The 15,541-nt window shown below is 69.9% G+C and carries 13 protein-coding genes; all 13 read right to left on the bottom strand.

Annotated elements, in window-relative coordinates:
• Nucleotides 1-27 precede the first annotated feature (27 nt).
• The 13 genes from ACLJO0_RS05325 to ACLJO0_RS05265 all read right to left on the bottom strand — a co-directional run bounded on the left by ACLJO0_RS05325 (nucleotide 28) and on the right by ACLJO0_RS05265 (nucleotide 15,539).
• Nucleotides 28-1,758 (bottom strand): CoA transferase, encoded by a 1,731-nt coding sequence (locus tag ACLJO0_RS05325; RefSeq protein ID WP_410576794.1) that lies wholly within the window; start codon nucleotides 1,756-1,758, stop codon nucleotides 28-30.
• Nucleotides 1,759-1,843: 85 nt separating this feature from the next.
• Nucleotides 1,844-3,163, bottom strand: a complete 1,320-nt coding sequence (locus tag ACLJO0_RS05320) for an acyltransferase family protein (protein WP_410576793.1) — start codon at nucleotides 3,161-3,163, stop codon at nucleotides 1,844-1,846.
• 380 nt (nucleotides 3,164-3,543) lie between these two features.
• On the bottom strand, nucleotides 3,544-5,214 hold the full coding sequence (locus ACLJO0_RS05315; protein ID WP_410576792.1) for a (2,3-dihydroxybenzoyl)adenylate synthase: 1,671 nt from the start codon (nucleotides 5,212-5,214) through the stop codon (nucleotides 3,544-3,546).
• A gap of 97 nt (nucleotides 5,215-5,311) precedes the next feature.
• Nucleotides 5,312-8,110, bottom strand: a complete 2,799-nt coding sequence (locus ACLJO0_RS05310) for a cytochrome P450 (protein ID WP_410576791.1) — start codon at nucleotides 8,108-8,110, stop codon at nucleotides 5,312-5,314.
• Nucleotides 8,111-8,120: 10 nt separating this feature from the next.
• On the bottom strand, nucleotides 8,121-8,849 hold the full coding sequence (locus ACLJO0_RS05305) for a class II aldolase/adducin family protein (RefSeq protein ID WP_410576790.1): 729 nt from the start codon (nucleotides 8,847-8,849) through the stop codon (nucleotides 8,121-8,123).
• Complete coding sequence (locus ACLJO0_RS05300; protein ID WP_255431239.1) at nucleotides 8,846-8,968, bottom strand: hypothetical protein; 123 nt, start codon at nucleotides 8,966-8,968, stop codon at nucleotides 8,846-8,848. Before ACLJO0_RS05300 ends, ACLJO0_RS05305 begins: the two co-directional genes overlap by 4 nt.
• On the bottom strand, nucleotides 8,965-9,597 hold the full coding sequence (locus tag ACLJO0_RS05295) for a 2-hydroxychromene-2-carboxylate isomerase (protein WP_125792132.1): 633 nt from the start codon (nucleotides 9,595-9,597) through the stop codon (nucleotides 8,965-8,967). Before ACLJO0_RS05295 ends, ACLJO0_RS05300 begins: the two co-directional genes overlap by 4 nt.
• On the bottom strand, nucleotides 9,594-10,514 hold the full coding sequence (locus ACLJO0_RS05290; protein WP_410576789.1) for a thioesterase: 921 nt from the start codon (nucleotides 10,512-10,514) through the stop codon (nucleotides 9,594-9,596). The genes ACLJO0_RS05295 and ACLJO0_RS05290 overlap by 4 nt, the downstream gene beginning before the upstream one ends.
• On the bottom strand, nucleotides 10,511-11,308 hold the full coding sequence (locus ACLJO0_RS05285) for an alpha/beta fold hydrolase (RefSeq protein WP_125792130.1): 798 nt from the start codon (nucleotides 11,306-11,308) through the stop codon (nucleotides 10,511-10,513). The genes ACLJO0_RS05290 and ACLJO0_RS05285 overlap by 4 nt, the downstream gene beginning before the upstream one ends.
• Nucleotides 11,305-12,138, bottom strand: a complete 834-nt coding sequence (locus tag ACLJO0_RS05280; protein ID WP_410576788.1) for a beta-ketoacyl synthase N-terminal-like domain-containing protein — start codon at nucleotides 12,136-12,138, stop codon at nucleotides 11,305-11,307. The genes ACLJO0_RS05285 and ACLJO0_RS05280 overlap by 4 nt, the downstream gene beginning before the upstream one ends.
• Complete coding sequence (locus ACLJO0_RS05275; protein WP_410576787.1) at nucleotides 12,135-13,250, bottom strand: beta-ketoacyl synthase N-terminal-like domain-containing protein; 1,116 nt, start codon at nucleotides 13,248-13,250, stop codon at nucleotides 12,135-12,137. Before ACLJO0_RS05275 ends, ACLJO0_RS05280 begins: the two co-directional genes overlap by 4 nt.
• The gene (locus ACLJO0_RS05270; RefSeq protein ID WP_410576786.1) at nucleotides 13,228-14,340 is read right to left on the bottom strand and encodes a beta-ketoacyl synthase N-terminal-like domain-containing protein; all 1,113 of its coding nucleotides are present in this window, start codon (nucleotides 14,338-14,340) and stop codon (nucleotides 13,228-13,230) included. The genes ACLJO0_RS05275 and ACLJO0_RS05270 overlap by 23 nt, the downstream gene beginning before the upstream one ends.
• Nucleotides 14,337-15,539, bottom strand: a complete 1,203-nt coding sequence (locus ACLJO0_RS05265; protein ID WP_410576785.1) for a beta-ketoacyl-[acyl-carrier-protein] synthase family protein — start codon at nucleotides 15,537-15,539, stop codon at nucleotides 14,337-14,339. Before ACLJO0_RS05265 ends, ACLJO0_RS05270 begins: the two co-directional genes overlap by 4 nt.
• Between the last annotated feature and the right edge of the window lie 2 nt (nucleotides 15,540-15,541).

The following is a 15,541-nucleotide window of genomic DNA, read 5'->3' as shown; positions in this document are numbered from 1 at the left end:
GGTGGACATCTCCTGCGCTGCCACGGCTCAAGAAAAGGCCCACGGTGAAGTGGCGATCGCGCATCCGTTCCGCTCGAACCGCCCGGGATGGCGTGCCACGAGCGTGCCGAGGTCGCGCCGGACGGGCACCGCGATCGGGCCCAGCCTCCGTTCCCAGTCCGCCACCGGCCTTGTGCCCAGCGCCTTGGTGATCGCGTCCGGCAGTTCTTCGCTTAAGGGCAAGGAAAGGTCGAGAAGCGAACACAGCGTGTCGATGTCGTCGGTCACGATCGCGAGCAGCCCGTCGGCCGCGGGGAAGACGCCGTCGACGGTGGCGGGCGACGACGGCTCGTGCAGCAGGGCGTCGGCCGCGGCCAGCAGCGACGTCGTGACCGCGCCACCGCGGCCGGTACGCTGACGCGCCACCAGCGCGGCCAGGATCCCTTCCGCCGAAACGAATCCGCCCGCGACGTCCACCATGATCATCAACGTCGGACGCGGCGGTGCCCCGGCGGGCGTCAGCGCGTCGGCCACCCCGGAGTAGGCCTGGACCATGTAGTCCGTGCCGGCGGGCGGGTTCTTCCCCAGCGCGTCACCCCAGCCGCACGCTGCCGCATAGACCAGCCCGGGGTTCACCGCGTGCATGGTGGCCGCGTCCAGGCCGAGCTCGATGTCCTTGCCGGGCGCCCAATTGTGCAGGAAGACGTCGGCGTCGCGGATCAGGTCCAGGACTTCGGCACGGCCCTCCGCCTGCTTGAAGTCGATCTCGGCGACCCGCTTGCCGTCGTTGAGGACGCGGAACTTCGCCGAGCAGTCGCCGGCCATCGGCGGCATGCCCCGCAAGGGGTCGCCGCCCGGCGGTTCGATCCGGGTGACGGTCGCGCCGAGCATCGACAGCAGCCGGGTCGCCAGCGGGCCCTGCACCCGGCGCGTCGACTCGACGACGTGGATTCCGGCGAGCGGCAGACCGGCGGTGGCCCCGGATCCGGGCGGCGCCGCACGTCCGGCACGGAAGGACCACGGCGGCAGGCCCGCATCAGGATCGGCACGCCGGTCGGTCACCGTCCGCAGCGGGCAGACGTGCATCCCGGTCGACGCGGCGATCGAGCGGATTTCCTCGAACGACGTGGACTCGGCCGCCTCGTGCAGCTCGCGCGGGAGCGACACCGACGCACGTTCGTAGCGGAGGAGGAACGGTCGCCAGCCCCGGCCGATCGCTCGCTCCGGTGTGCCCAACGAGGTCCAGAACCGTTGCCACGCCTCACCGCTGAAGGCTTCGACCTCGAACGCGATCCCGTCGCTGGAGACGAACGGCGGCCGCGCTGCCGATGGCGTTCCTTCCGGTCCCTCGGGATCCTCGTCCGCGGTGGCGGCGGCGATGTACTGCCCGACCGCGAGCAAGGCGACGGCGTCCGCGCCCAGATCGACCCGGGCCACCGGATTTCCGCGCAGCTGAGCCAAAGTCGTGGCCAGCATGCCCTGGACGGCGGCGATTCCCGTGAGCACCGAAACATAGTCGATGCCCAGCGGGCGCGGCTGCGCCTCGGACCGTCCGTGCAGTGCCATGATCCCGCAGTCGGCCTGCACGAGGTTCTCCGGGAACGGCCCGCGCAAACCCGCCTCGACGGAGACACCCGGCCCGCTCAGGCTGAGTCCCCTGGGCCGCTCTCGATCGACTTCGGCCTCCAGCATCCGCAGCCGATCGAGAGCGGTCTCGACGGCCGGGCCTGACCCTCCACAGTGGACCTGGAAACCTTTCAAGGGGGCGGAAAAGGACACGACGAACCTCCGGAAAGCGAATGCGGGAACGGCCTGGCGTCCGCTGCGGCGGACGCCAGGCCGGAAGGGTCCGATGGCGAAAGGACTACACCGAAACCGATTCCCCACGCGGTGGCGGCACCGCGGCAGCCTTGCGGGCGGCCCGGCGCTTGATGACCCGCTCGCCCCAGTTCATCAGGGGGCGTTCCAACAGGTAGTACGAGATCGTCGACAGGATGATCGTGCCGACCAGTGTCACCAGTTGCAGCTCCCAGAACCCGGTACCGGCGCGGATCATCATCAACGGCATCGGCTCGCCGTTGAAATAGGCGTCCGGCTTCTGCAGATAGAAATGCATCACCGCGAACTGCCACAGGTAGACGCCATAGGAGATCTTGCCGATGAACAGGATCACCCGGTTGGTGAACACCGCACGGATGAGGCGCGACTCGGGTCCCGGCGCGACCATCGAAAGCAACAGGCTCGCCGAGAGAATGGCCAAGAGGCCGTAGAAGATCCCGAGCGCGGTGAGACTGTAGTAGTCGTCCATGCCGATTTCACTGCCGGGACGGGCGCAGTTGATGAGCAGGCAGGTCAGCGCGATACCCAGGAACAGGACGCGGTGGCGGCCGGCGAAAGCGAGCAGCTTGGGCGTATCCCGGGGCGACGCCTTCTGCAGCTCCAGCCAGATCGCGATGATCATACCGATCGCGACCTCGGGCATCAGGCCCATCGGGTACCAGAACAGCGCGCGGGTGCCGAGACCGTTCATCTGCGAGTACAGCAGCCAGGCGATACCGGCCGCGAACAGGAGCGGCACGGGGAGCATCATCCGGTACGCCCGCGCCCGCGCGGTCTTGCCGCGGGAGGCGAACTTGAAGGTGGCCCAGGCGAGCAGCGGGAGCAGGAGGTAGAACTGCGCCATGTCCGGCACGGTCCACGTGATCTCCATGCCGTTGCTCCAGCCGTCCCAGTCGTAGATGTGCAGCAGCAGCATCGGACGGAGGACGTCCCACAGGTTCTCGACCTGCTGGAGGTTCAGTGCGACCAGCACCACGAGGTACATCGCGTAGTACGCGGGGAGCAGGCGCAGCACCCGCCGGATCACCGTGCCTTCGCGTTTGCGCGGAGTGCCGTTGATGATCGACTTCGCGAAGCCCTGGTAGACGAACATGCCCGTGAGCACGAAGAAGACGCCGGCGAAGATCTGCAACCCGCCGGTGAAGAAGCCACCGACCGCGCTGGTCGAAGCGATCGTGCCGCCGAGTTCCTTGGTGCCGAGCACTCCCGCGATCATCGCGACGTGCGTGAAGAGCAGCGCCAGCGCGCAGACCCCGCGCAGGCCGTCGACGGCGAGATAGCGTTGTTTGGCTGGCTTTTCCGCGGCTGCGGGCGGCCCGCCAGTCCGCGTTGCGGTAACGCTCATTTGTGCGTCCTTTCTCCCAAAAGCGATGGGGGTGAACCGCGTTCGAGCATTTCCACGTCACGCGGCGGAACCCAGACCAGTAACCGGCTGCCTCGCAAGCTTCGCACCGCTGTATGGGCTACGTCTTATCCCATTCTGCGAGGAAAACCTCGTGAGTGGTAAGGACGTTTTTGAGGGGTAAGGCAAAGGTGGCGTGGTGGTGCCCTCACGCTTGAAGTATCCCTTGTGGACGCTCAACGCCCCGATCCTCCGTTGATCAAGCACGGCCGGTCGAGAGGGGAGGATTTGGGACGTTGAACGTCCCAAATCCTCCCCTCTCGCCCTCATCACCGTTCCGGTGCGAGACCACCAGAACCGTCCTTACCACTCACGAGACCGGCTCAGGCGGCTTCTTCTTCGAGGCGTCGCGCGATGTCCGCGCGCAGGACCTTCTTGTCGATCTTCCCGATCGGCGTGCGCGGCATCGCGTCGACGACGACGAGCCGCTCCGGCAGTTTGAACCGGGCCACCCCCGCCGTCTCCATGACGTCGATGACGTCTTGCAGTGCGACGGAATTGCCGGGTGTCGGCACGACGTAGAGGCAGCCGCGCTCCCCCAGCACCGGATCCGGCATCGCGACCGAGGCCGCCATCTCCACCGAGTCGAGCTGGTAGGCGAAGGATTCGACCTCCTCGGCCGCGATCTTCTCGCCACCGCGGTTGATCACGTCCTTGGTGCGCCCTTCGACGACGACGTAGCCGTCCGGGCGCAGCCGCACGACGTCGCCCGTGCGGTACCAGCCGTCCGGGGTGAAGGCGCGCTCGTTGTGTTCGGGCGCGCGGTAGTAGCCGCGGATCGTGTACGGGCCGCGGGTGATCAGTTCGCCCTGCTCGTCCGGCGGGACCGGATTCCCGTCGGGGTCGACGACGCGCAGTTCGTCGGCCTGGTTGATCGGGCGGCCCTGGGTGTCGCAGGTGATGTCGAACGGGTCATCCAGCCGGGTGAGGTTGGTCAGCCCCTCCGCCATTCCGTAGCCCTGCTGCAACGTGCAGCCGAACACCGAGCTGATCTGCCGGACCAGCTGGTCCTGCAGCCGCGCGGCGCCGAGCGTCAGCACCTGGAACGACGACAGGTCGTGGTGCTGGTCGGCCTCGCGGTACTCCAGCCAGCGCACCACGATCGCCGGCACCACCGACGTCACCGTGGCACGTTCGGTCTCGATCGCGCCGAGCGAGTCACGCGCGGACGGCGACGGCGAGACGACTACGCGGCCGCCCGCCCACAGCACGCCGAGGATCGCGCTCAGCGGGTAGTTGTGCCCGAACGGCAGCACGGCGAGATACACCGAAGACGCGTCGAAACCGAAAGCGTCGGCGGATCCGTCGACGTAGCAGGCGTAGTCGTCGTGGGTGCGCGCGATCAGCTTCGGCAGACCCGTGGTGCCACCGGAAAGGATCAGCAGCGCGACCGAACGCGGGTCGGGGGCCACCGCGTCGAGCTCGGCGCGTGCCGCCGCCGCATCCGGCGCCGGGGCACAGAGGGCACGCAGGTCGACGTGGCCGTCGCGGACGTCACCGGCGACGATGACGTGCTCGATCGTCTCGGCCCCGGCGGCGATCCCGGCCGCGAGTTCCTGGTGGTCGAAGTCCTTCACGCGGTCCGGCACGGCGATCGCGCGCGCCTCGGACAGTTCGGCCAGGTAGGACAGTTCGTGCCTGCGGTGCTGGATCAGCGCCATCACCGGGATCACGCCGAGCCGGAAGCACGCCAGCGTCAGCACGACGAACTCCCAGCCGTTGGGCAGCTGCATCAGGAGCCGGTCGTCGGGCCGGAGGCCCAGCGCGCGCAGCCGCTGCGCGGCACCGTCCACACGGGACAGCAGTTCGGCGTAGGTCAGCCGGAAGTCACCGTCGGTCAGCGCTTCGACGTCCGGGGTCGCGTCGGCGGCGGTCACGAAGCGCGAAGCGAGTGCCTGGCCCTTCCAGTGGCCTTCGGCGACATAGCGCTCGACGAGGTCGGCGGGCCAGGGGACCGTTCCCGCACGGCTCGGCTGGACAGGTTTCGAGGGCACGACGGCCTCCCTTTCTCGTGGAATCATCCGAAGGGCCTGTTGGCGGAGCTGAGGTTCTTCCGGAAAGTCACCATGCGCGTGGACCCGCTGCGCCGATTCACCCGCCGGGTTCACCTGCAGACACGAAGCGCGCGGGCATGGACTTGGCGCCGTTGACGAAGTTCGATTCGAGCCGGGTCACCGGCCCGGTCAGGCGCAGGCGGGACAGATGCGGCAGCAGTTCGGTCAGCAGCGTCGACATCTCCAGCCGGGCCAGATGCGCGCCGAGGCAGAAATGCGGACCGATCCCGAACGACAGGTGGGGGTTGGGATCGCGGCCGAGGTCGAGCCGGTCCGGGTCGGTGAACACCGCCGGGTCGCGGTTGGCCGAGGTGTAGTAGACGACGACCTTGTCGCCCTCGGCGATGGGCTGCCCGGCGATCTCCGTGTCCCGGACGGCGGTGCGGCGGAACTGCATGATCGGCGTGACCCAGCGGATCAGCTCGTCGACCGCGGTGGCCACCGGCACTTCGCCGGACACCAGTCGGTCCCGTTCCGCGGGGTTGTTCACCAGCGCCTCCAGCGAACCGGAGATCAGGTGACGGGTGGTTTCGTTGCCCGCCACCACCAGCAGCAGCCAGAAGCTGCAGAACTCGCGGTCGCTCAGGTGCTTCCCGTCGACTTCGGCGTTCACCAGCCTGCTGATCAGGTCGTCGGTCGGGGTCTCGCGCCGGGACATGCCGAGCTTCATCGCGTAGGCGAACGCTTCGGCGAAGGTGCGGCGGTACGCCTCGACGTCGCCGCCGCCGAACTCCGGGTCGTCGAAGCCGACCAGCGCGTTGCTCCAGCGGTAGAGCAGGTGCCGGTCGTCCGGCGGGAACCCGAGCAGATCGCACAGGACCAGCAGCGGCAACTCGGCGGCGAAGTCGGCGACGGCGTCGAACTCGGCGCCGCCGGTGACCTTTTCCACCAGCCGCCGCGCGTGCCCGGCGATGCTGTCGCTCAGCCCGCGGACGGATTTGGGCGTGAACACGGTCGCGACCAGACGGCGGATCCGGACGTGCTCAGGGCCGTCCATGCTGACCAGCAGCTGCCGGGTCTGTTTGAGGTCGCCCGGCGTGCGCGGGTCGGGCAGGAAGGCGCCCTTGGCCGCGGACGAGAACTCCTCGGGCCGCCGTGACACCGAGTAGACGTCGTCGTAGCGCGTCACCGCCCAGTAGCCGGAGCCGCGCTGGGTGGTGCGGCCGGCGCTGGAATGCCGCGTGAGTAACGGTTCCGGGGTCCAGGCCACCGGTTCGGTCTCGCGACGACGGGCGAACTCCGCATGCGGCACGCCGTCGGCGAACGTCGCCGGATGCGCGATGTCGGGCCGCTCGATGCCGATCGCGGCGAAGCTCTTGCGCAGCACGTCCTTGCGGAGTTTGCCGGTCGCCTCACGGGGCAGCCGCTCGATGACGTGATACGTCCTCGGGGTTTTGAAACCCGCCAAGGACTCGCGGCAGAACGGGTCCAGCAGAGCGAACAGGTCGGCTGGGGCATCGTCGGTGACCTCGACGACGGCGGCGACCCGTTCACCGAACTCGTCGTCGGGGACGCCGATGACGGCGACGTCCCGGACCACCGGATGGTTGAGCAGCACGGCCTCGATCTCGGCCGGGTACACGTTGACCCCGCCGGAGACGATCATGTCCTGCGCGCGTCCGGTGAGATAGAGGAAGCCGTCCTCGTCGAGGTGGCCGACGTCGCCGAAGGTGAAGGTGCCCGGTTCCAGATGCGCGGACCGCGTCTTCTCCGGGGCGTTGTGATACGAGAAACTCTTGCCTTTGACACGCCGGACGAACACCTGCCCGGAAGCGCCGGTCGGTTGCGGGGTGCCGTCCTCGCCGAGGATCACGATCTCGTTCGGGGGAATGGCCTTGCCGACGCTGCCGGGATGCGCGAGCCAGTCGCGTGAGCCGGCGATCGTGACCGCACCGCCCTCGGTGGCGCCGTAGTACTCCGTCAGCACGGGGCCCCACCAGTCGATCATCCGGCGCTTGACGTCCGGCGGGCACGGCCCGCCGCCGTGCCACACGCGGCCGAGGCTCGCCCCCGAGAACCGCGCGCGGACCTCCGGGGGCAGCCGCAGCAGACGGATGAACTGGGTGGGCACCAGATGCGCGGCGGTGATCCGCTCGCGGTCGATGATGTCCAATGTGGACTCGGGGTCGAACGACCGGCGGATCACCAGCGTCGAGCCGAGCAGCAGCCCGAGCAGGGAGAAGAACAGCTGGGACGAGTGGTACCAAGGACCGTCGAGCAGACATCGTTCGCGCGACGGGACGTCCAGGACGACGTGCGCGTACCGGGTCAGTTTCACCACCCGGGAGAACGGCGCGCCGACGACGAAAAGGCCGTTCACCACGCCTTTGGGTGCGCCCGTCGTGCCCGAGGTGTACAACATCGTGGCGCCGCAGGTCTGTGCCTCGGGTTCGGCCGACGACATCCGCGCCAGCAACGGTTCCGCCGCTTCGAAACCGGCCTCGTCCGCGGAGCCGGTGACGATCAGCGTCGCGCATTCCCCCGTGGACCGTGCCACCGCACGGCCGGCCGTCTCGGCGTACGAGGGCTCGACGACCAGCGCCTTGCTCCCGGAATCCGAGACGATGTAAGCGATTTCGGGATCGGTGAGATGCCAGTTGATCGGTACCACGGTGATCCCGGAGTGCAGGCACGCCAGGAGGACCTCGAAGGTCTCCCGGCGGTTGCCGAGGACGCAGGCCAGCCGGTCACCCTCGCCGATCCCGCGGTCACGCAGCAGCGCGATCCAGCGGTTCACCCGCTCCCCCAGCAGCCGCCACCCGACCGCGCCCGCCTCGTCGACGATCGCGATCCCGGCCCCGTCCTCGGCGATGTAGTCGTTCAGTAGCGTCGGCATGACCTTCCCCTCAATCCAGCAAGTCCGGTTGCGTGCGCACGAGATCGGCGTACAGCGGCCGGAAGTTGAGCCGCCCCATCCCCGGCGTGCCGATCATCGACGCGGTGTGCCGCGCGACCCGGGGCTCGATCGGCACCGGCTTCCCGGCCGCCTCCGCGAGCAGCTGCACGTGACAAGAGCCGTCCATGGTGGTGAACCACCAGGCCGCCTCCTGCACCGTGCCGCCGACCGTGAGCAGCCCGTGGTTGCGCAGGATCACCGCCTTGCCCGTGCCGAGGCGGACCGCGATCCGCTTGCCCTCGTCGGAATCCAGCACCACGCCGCCGAATTCGTCGAAGACCTCGTGGTCCTCGTAGAACGCGCAGGCGTCCTGGGTGATCGGGTCGAGCTTGCGGCCCAGCGTGGCCCACGCGCGCCCGTAGGTGGAGTGCGCGTGCGCGACCGCGACGACGTCGGGACGTGCCGCGTGGACGTGCGAGTGGATGACGAACCCGGCCGGGTTGATCCTCCCGTCGCCTTCGACGACTTCACCCCGGCTGTCGACCAGCAGCAGGTCGCTGACCCGGACGTGACCGAAGTGGACACCGAACGGGTTGATCCAGAACCGGTCCTGGTCGCCGGGGTCGCGGGCGGTCACGTGCCCGCCCGCGCCCTCGTCGAAACCGCGTACCGCGAACAGCCGCATGGTCGCCGCCAGGCGTTGCTTGCGGTAGAGCCGTTCCTCTTCGACGGTCCTCATCCGCAGCCGCCCGGGCTGTCCCAGTCGTAGGCGGCGCCCTCGTCCAGCAGTTCGGCGGGTACGCCGTACCACTGGTCGGTGGGCAGCTCGGTGACCGTGGCCTCCTGGTCGTCGCTCATGCCGCTCGCTCCTCTCGGACCGTGGGCTGCCAGACGCCGAGGAAGCCGTCCAGCCGGTCGAATCCCCAGAAGCGGTGGCGACCCCATTTGAAGTACGGGATGCCGAAGATGTCGTCGAGATAGGCCTGGTAGAGGCATTCGACGCCCTCGGCGCGGATCTCCGGGTCGTCGACGGCGCCCACGGCCAGCTCCGGGTCGAGTCCGGCCCGCTCGGCCGCCGCACGCACGATGCCGGGCTCGCAGATGTTTTCGCCGCGGCCCCAGCGCGCCTCGTTCAGCGCGTCGTAGAACGGCCACTCGACACCCTCGCGGCGGGCACGCAGCCAGGCCAGATGCGGCAGCTCCCACCACGGTTCGATGTCGATCGGCCAGGCCATCTTGCGGCCCTGCTGCTCGGCGATCCGTTTGGTGTCCATCAGCATGTACAGATGCTTCGCGCGGCTCATCTGCACGTAGTGGAACTCGCCGCCGCGTTCGTCGAGGCCGGCGCCGGTCACCGTGTCCGGATCCCAGTACGGGAAGCATTGCAGCTGTTCGAGAGCGCCGGGCACCTCGGCGCGCAGCTTGTTGATCGCGAGCCAGCTGTACGGGCTGCGCAGCGAGAAGTACAGCTTGGCGGGCCGGGTCACGCCCGGTCCCCGATCAACGCGTGCACGACACCCTCGTCCAGCTGGGCCATCCCGCCCGCGCCAGGGCCTGCCGCGATGGCGTAGCCGTGCAGGATCTGGGCGGTGGCGACCGGGACCAGCTCCTGGCCACGCTGGACGTAGCAGTCCATGCGGCCGTCGAACATGACCCCGCGCAGGATGTCGGTGACGGTGAACACGGTGTGCACCGTCTCCTCCATACGCGCGTCCTCCAGCAGCCGGACGCGGGCGCGGGAGACGACCGGGATCCACGCGCGTTCGGACAGCATGCGGCCGACGGAGATGCCGCGTTCGGCGAGGTAGCGGTCGACGACCTCTTCCAGCGTCCGGACGAAACCGGAGTGCTGGACGCGGTCGGAGTAGTGGCAGTAGAAGTACGGCGCCCGCCAGGACCACAGGAACGCGCCCGGCACCGCGGTCAGCACCGACTCGGCGGTCTCGCCCGCCGGGATCGCGACCCGCTCCACTGTGGACGTCAGCGCCGGGACCTCCAGATGCGCCAACGCCTCGGGCGCGGCCGCCGTGTTGTCGGCCGCCCGCTCGCGGACCAGCGCGACGGTGACCTTGCCGCGCAGCACGGTGACCTTCTCGCCGTCGCGGACCACCGAGAGCTGGACGTTCAGCTTGTCGCCGCGGCCGGGGGTGACCTCGACTTCGACCTCGTCGTCGAGTTCCAGCACCGCGGGCAGCTGCACCGAGCAGTCCACGATCTCCGCGCCGAGGCCGTGCTCGAGGAACAGGTCGCGCGCACTCGTGCCCTGGTCGCGCAGCCACTGCAGGACACCCTGCTCGACCAGGTACATGAAGTGCTTGAAACCGATCCAGGTGCGGATGTTGGCGCCCTCGAACGCGGGGCGGCCGTGCGTGACGGTCCGGCTTGGCCGCAGGACTGCGGTCATCGGAGCTCACCTACCTTCGGAATGGTCCGGACGTCTTCGACGAGGCCGGTCACCTCGGCCGCGGCGTACCGGGCGTAGCGAACGTGGAAGAAGTGGTCGCCGCGGTCGAGCGTGTGCAGCGTCGCCCCCGGCATGCCGTCGGCGAGAGCGCGCGCCGATTCGGCGGGCAGCGTCGGGTCCATACCGCCGACCAGCACCTTCGTCGGGATCTCGACGTTGCCGAGCTGGAGGTCGGCGCTCGCGGCGTAGCGGTCGAACACTGCCGCGAAGCCGAGCGGCCCGGCGCGGTTCAACGCGATCTTGACCATGCCGTCGACGACCTCGGGGTCCAAAGTGGCCGCTCGTTTGCCAAGCCGGGCGCGGACCCCTTCACCGACGTGCGCGGTGAACGTCTCGCGCGAGCGCTCGAACATCCGCCACGTCACCTCGAACCGGGGCAGCCGGTAGAACGGGCAGAACAACGCCACCGACGAACCGACGCGCGGGTCGAGCCGGCACATCAGGTCCAGCGCGGCGTTGGCGCCGAACGAATGCGCGACGAGGACGTCCGGGGTGGCGCCGACCATGTCCAGGCCGTCGCCGAGCCATTTGCCGAAGGAGCGGTTGCGCCAGCGGAAGTCGTTGCCCGCCTTCCACGGCAGCTCCAGCGAAACGACCCGATAGCCCTGGTCGAGATGCGCGGCCAGCGGCGTCCAGCTCTTCCAGTGGCCTTCCATCCCGTGTGCGAACAGCACCAGCGGCGCACCGGGCCTGCCGGGCGAGATCGTGTGCGCCTTCACCGCCGAACCGTTCACCGGTACCCCATCTCATCGCTGTGCTCTGTGACGGCGACCGAAACCGAAGGCCCGCCGTCCGGCCGGTGCGGGCCGATGCCCACGCGGCCTTCGCCTTCCGCCACGGCGAGGTGGGCGGCGAGCGCGAGCTCCACGACCCCGTGCGCGCCGTAGAAGTCGCCCCACCGTTCCTTGACGTCGAAACCGCCGGATCCGACCGTGCGCCGGGGCAGCGGCGCGGCCTCCCCCGGGTCGACGTCGACGACCAGGTGGCCAGCTTTCTCGCGCCAGGGCTCGAGGATCACGCAGGCGCTCCCGGAGCGCAGCGGTCCGTCGTGCAGGATCGAGGCGATCTCGTCCTCCGGTTCGGCGCCGACGAGCACCACCCGGGTGGCCCGGCCGGAGCGCAGCAGCAGACTCGCCATCCGCAGCCCGGCGTGCCCGGCCGTACTGCCGGAACACAGCATCAGGTTGGGGCCGCCGAAGCCGAACCACAGCGCGACCGTGCTGGCCACGACGTTCGGCGACACGTTGGGCGCGTCGAGCACGCTCACCCCGCGGCCGCCTTCCGCCTCGACCGCGCGCGTGACCTTCGCGACCGTCTCGACGTTGCCGAGGTTGCTGCACGCGACCACGGCGGTGCCGGTCTCGATCGGCCCGGTGACCCGGTGCCCTGGTTCGAAGCCGAGCGCGCGATGCACCGCGCACAACGCCAGCCGGGTCGAGGGTTCCTTGTACAGCAGGCCTTTCCGCCCGAGTACGGTGGCGGCCTTCTCCGGCGGCGCGCCGTCGAACTCCGCGATCCCCGGCAGGTGCAGGCTCCAGCCGGTGAGCAGCAACCGGGTTTTCATACGCGCTCCAACAGGGTGACGGCGTTGACCCCGCCGAAGCCGAACGAGTTGACCTGCACGAGATCCGGCCGTGCGGTGACGGTGTCCCCGATGACCAGCCGTAATCCGATGCCCTCGTCGAGCGGGTCGGTCAGGCCGGCGACCGCGGGAACCTCGCCGGAGGCGAAGATCCGCAGTGCGACGTCCACGTTGACCAGTGCGGCGCTGCCCGAGGTGTGGCCGGTCGAACCCTTGACCGCGGTGACGAGCGGATTCCCGCCGCCACCGAGGACGACCTTCCGCATCGCCTCGCATTCGACCGGGTCGTTGAGCGCGGTGCCGGTCGCGTGTGCGACCACGAGGTCCACATCGGACGGTGCGCGGTCCGCACGCGTGTAGGCGTCGGACATCGCGCGGGCGATGCCCTCGATGTCCGGCGCCGTGGCGTGGTGGGCGTCGCAGGAGAGGCCGGTCGCGGCGACCCGGCCGAGCGCCGGGCCGTCCCAGCTCTCGGGCACGACGACGAGCGCCGCCGCGCCCTCGCCGAGGAGTACGCCGGTGCGCTCGCGGTCGAACGGGCGGACACGTTCGGTCGGCGTCTCGGCGACGCGGCCGACCATGGCGAGCATCGACCGCGTCATCGCGTCGGCGGCGGCGACCACGACGGCGTCGCATTCGCCGAGTTCGAGCATGTCCTGGGCGAGCGCGAGGACATGGCCGCCCGCACTGCACGCGTTGACGACCGTGGTCACGTATGCGGCGCCGGGTAGCGTTTCCGCCACGACGTCGGCGAAGTCCAGCCGTCCGGCGGACACCGGCTCACCGGTGAGCGCCAGCCGTTCCACCGCGGACAACTCGCGCAGTCCCGTGCCGACGAGGACGGCGACCCGTTGCGTCGCGGTATCCACATCGGACTGTTCGACCGCTTCCTTCAGGCATTCGGCCAGGAGCCGTCCCGCGCGGAACGGCTCACCGTCCAGCTCGGCGTGGTAGCCATAGGCCACGTTCAGCTGTCCGGAGTCGCCGTATCGCAGCGGTGAGACGCCGCAAGCGCCGCGGAGCAGACCGTCGAACGTCTCCGCTCCCGAACCGAGGCAGGTGCGCACCGCGCTACCCGCGATCAAGACCGCCATCGGCGTACCTCCTCACGATGGCGGCGCCGACGGCACCGTCCGCGCCCCGCGCGGTGAGCAGGCTCAGCCCGCCGGGGCGGGCATCGCGGTCTTCGGCAAGCAGGACACCCAGCGCCACCGCGCCGGAGGCCGCGTCGCATTCGCCGAACAGCCGCTTGACCATGACCCGCTCCGGGCGGTGGCCCAGCGCTCGGACGATCGGGCCGTACTCGCGCTCGTCGCCGTCTTCGACCTCACCGGTGTACACAGTGGACACTTCGGCTGCGTCGACGCCCGCCTTCGCCAGCACGCGGTGCACACATCCGGCGAGTGCGGTCTCGGCCGCCTCACCGCCGCCCGGCCCGTAGGCCGTCGCGACCGCGAGGACACCGGCGCGTTGCCGCGTGCCCGCCCACTCCGGGGTGTTCTCCTTGGCCAGCACGAACATCCCGGCCGCCTCACCGGCGGCGACGACGTCGGTCGCCCCGGTCAGATGGGTCGCCCACGCGCGGTGCGGGGTGAACTCCTCCACCGCGCCCGCGACGACGACGTCGACGTGACCGCGCTCGATGGCGTTGCCGGCGTACCGCAGCACGTTGAGGAAACCGAGGGTGCCGCCCGCGATGGTGGTGTTCGCCCCGCGGAGGCCGAACCGGATGGCGACCTGCCCGGCGGCGCAGTTCATCACCGTGTTCGGGAACAGCATCGGATTGACCAGGTACGGCTTGTCCTGCACCAGGGTCTCGCGGGTGTAGTCGCTGGTGGACTTGAAGCTGCCCAGCGAGGTCCCGAGCACCACCCCGATCCGCGGCCGGACCTCGTCGTCGAGGGAGACCCCGGCCTCGCGCAACGCCTCCTGACAGCACACCACGGCCAGCCCGGTGGCCCGGTCGTAGGTGCTGGTCCCCTTGCGCCCCAGGTGTTCGCGTGGGCTGAAGCTGTTGAGGAAGTGCCCGCTCGTCGCGGGCAGCGGCTCTTCGTAGAGGTCGCCGATCTCGTGGCCTTTTTCGACTTGGCCCGCCTCGGCCAGAGCGAGCCGCTTCGCCAGCGCGTCCACGCCCACGCCCGCGGAGGTCAGCGCGCTCCAGCCGGTCACCACCACACCGCTCATTCTGGCGCTCCCAACATCACGATGGCGTTGTTGCCACCGAAGGCGAAACCGTCGTTCTGGACCACCCGCACGTTCGCCGCGCGGGCCGCGTTCGGCACCGGGTCGACGCCCAGTTCCGGATCCGCGGTGGTCCAGTTGACCGTGGGCGGCAGGAAACCGCGGTCGATCGCGATGGTCGAGGCGATCGCCCCGAAGCCGCAGGCCGCGCCCATGGTGTGGCCGAGCATCGACTTGATCGAGCTGATCGGCGGCGGGCGCTCGCCGAAGACCTCGATCACGGCCTTGCTCTCGACCAGGTCGTTCACCTGCGTGCCGGTGCCGTGCGCGCAGATGTAGTCCACATCGGACGGTGAGATGCCGGAGTTGCGGTGTGCGATGCGCATGCATTCCGCGACCGTCGGCGCGTCCGGCGTGACCGGGTGGATGGCGTCGCAGTTGACGCCGTACCCGAGCAGTTCCGCGTAGACCGTGGCGCCCCTTTTCCGGGCGTGGTCGTAGGTTTCCAAGGTGAGCACGGCGCCACCCTCGCCGGTGAGGATGCCCGCGCGGTCCTTGTCGAACGGGGTGCAGGCGTCCTTCGCCAGCGCGCCGAGCCGGTAGAACCCGGCGTGCGCCCAGCGGCACACCGAATCGGCGCCGCCGGCGAAGACGACGTCGGCCTCGCCGCCTGCCAGCAGGTCGTAGGCGTAGCCGATCGCGTAGTTGCTGGCCGAGCAGGCGGTCGCGATGGTCAGCGACTCGCCGGACAAGCCCAGCTCCTCGCTGACCGCGTTCGCCAGCCGGTTGGCGGGCAGCTGGGTCAGCAGGGCCGGGTCCTGCGCGGCGAAACCGCCCTCGATGATCTGCGCGGTGAGTGCCTCCGCGACCGCGGACTCACCACTGGTGGTGCCCATGATCGCGTGGGCACGCCCGGGCGCCACCGACGTCAGGTCGAGCCGGGCGTCGGCGAGCGCCAGCCGCGCGGCGACGGCCGCGAACTGGCTGGACCGGCCCCACCCCGCCGGGTCGACCCGGCGGAGATGGGCACCCGGATCGAAGGTCTGGACCTCGCCCGCGTTCCGGTGCGGGAACCCGGCCGGGTCGAAGCTGGTGATGGGCGAGATCCCGGATCGGCCGGTGCGCAGCGCCTCGGCGAACGCGGCTATCCCGATCCCGATGCTCGACACCGGGCCGACCCCGGTCACGACAACGCGGGCCACGG

Origin of the sequence: Amycolatopsis sp. lyj-108, from assembly GCF_046549005.1 — a bacterium.
Classification (GTDB): domain Bacteria; phylum Actinomycetota; class Actinomycetes; order Mycobacteriales; family Pseudonocardiaceae; genus Amycolatopsis.
This window is presented reverse-complemented; position numbering and strand designations above follow the sequence as displayed.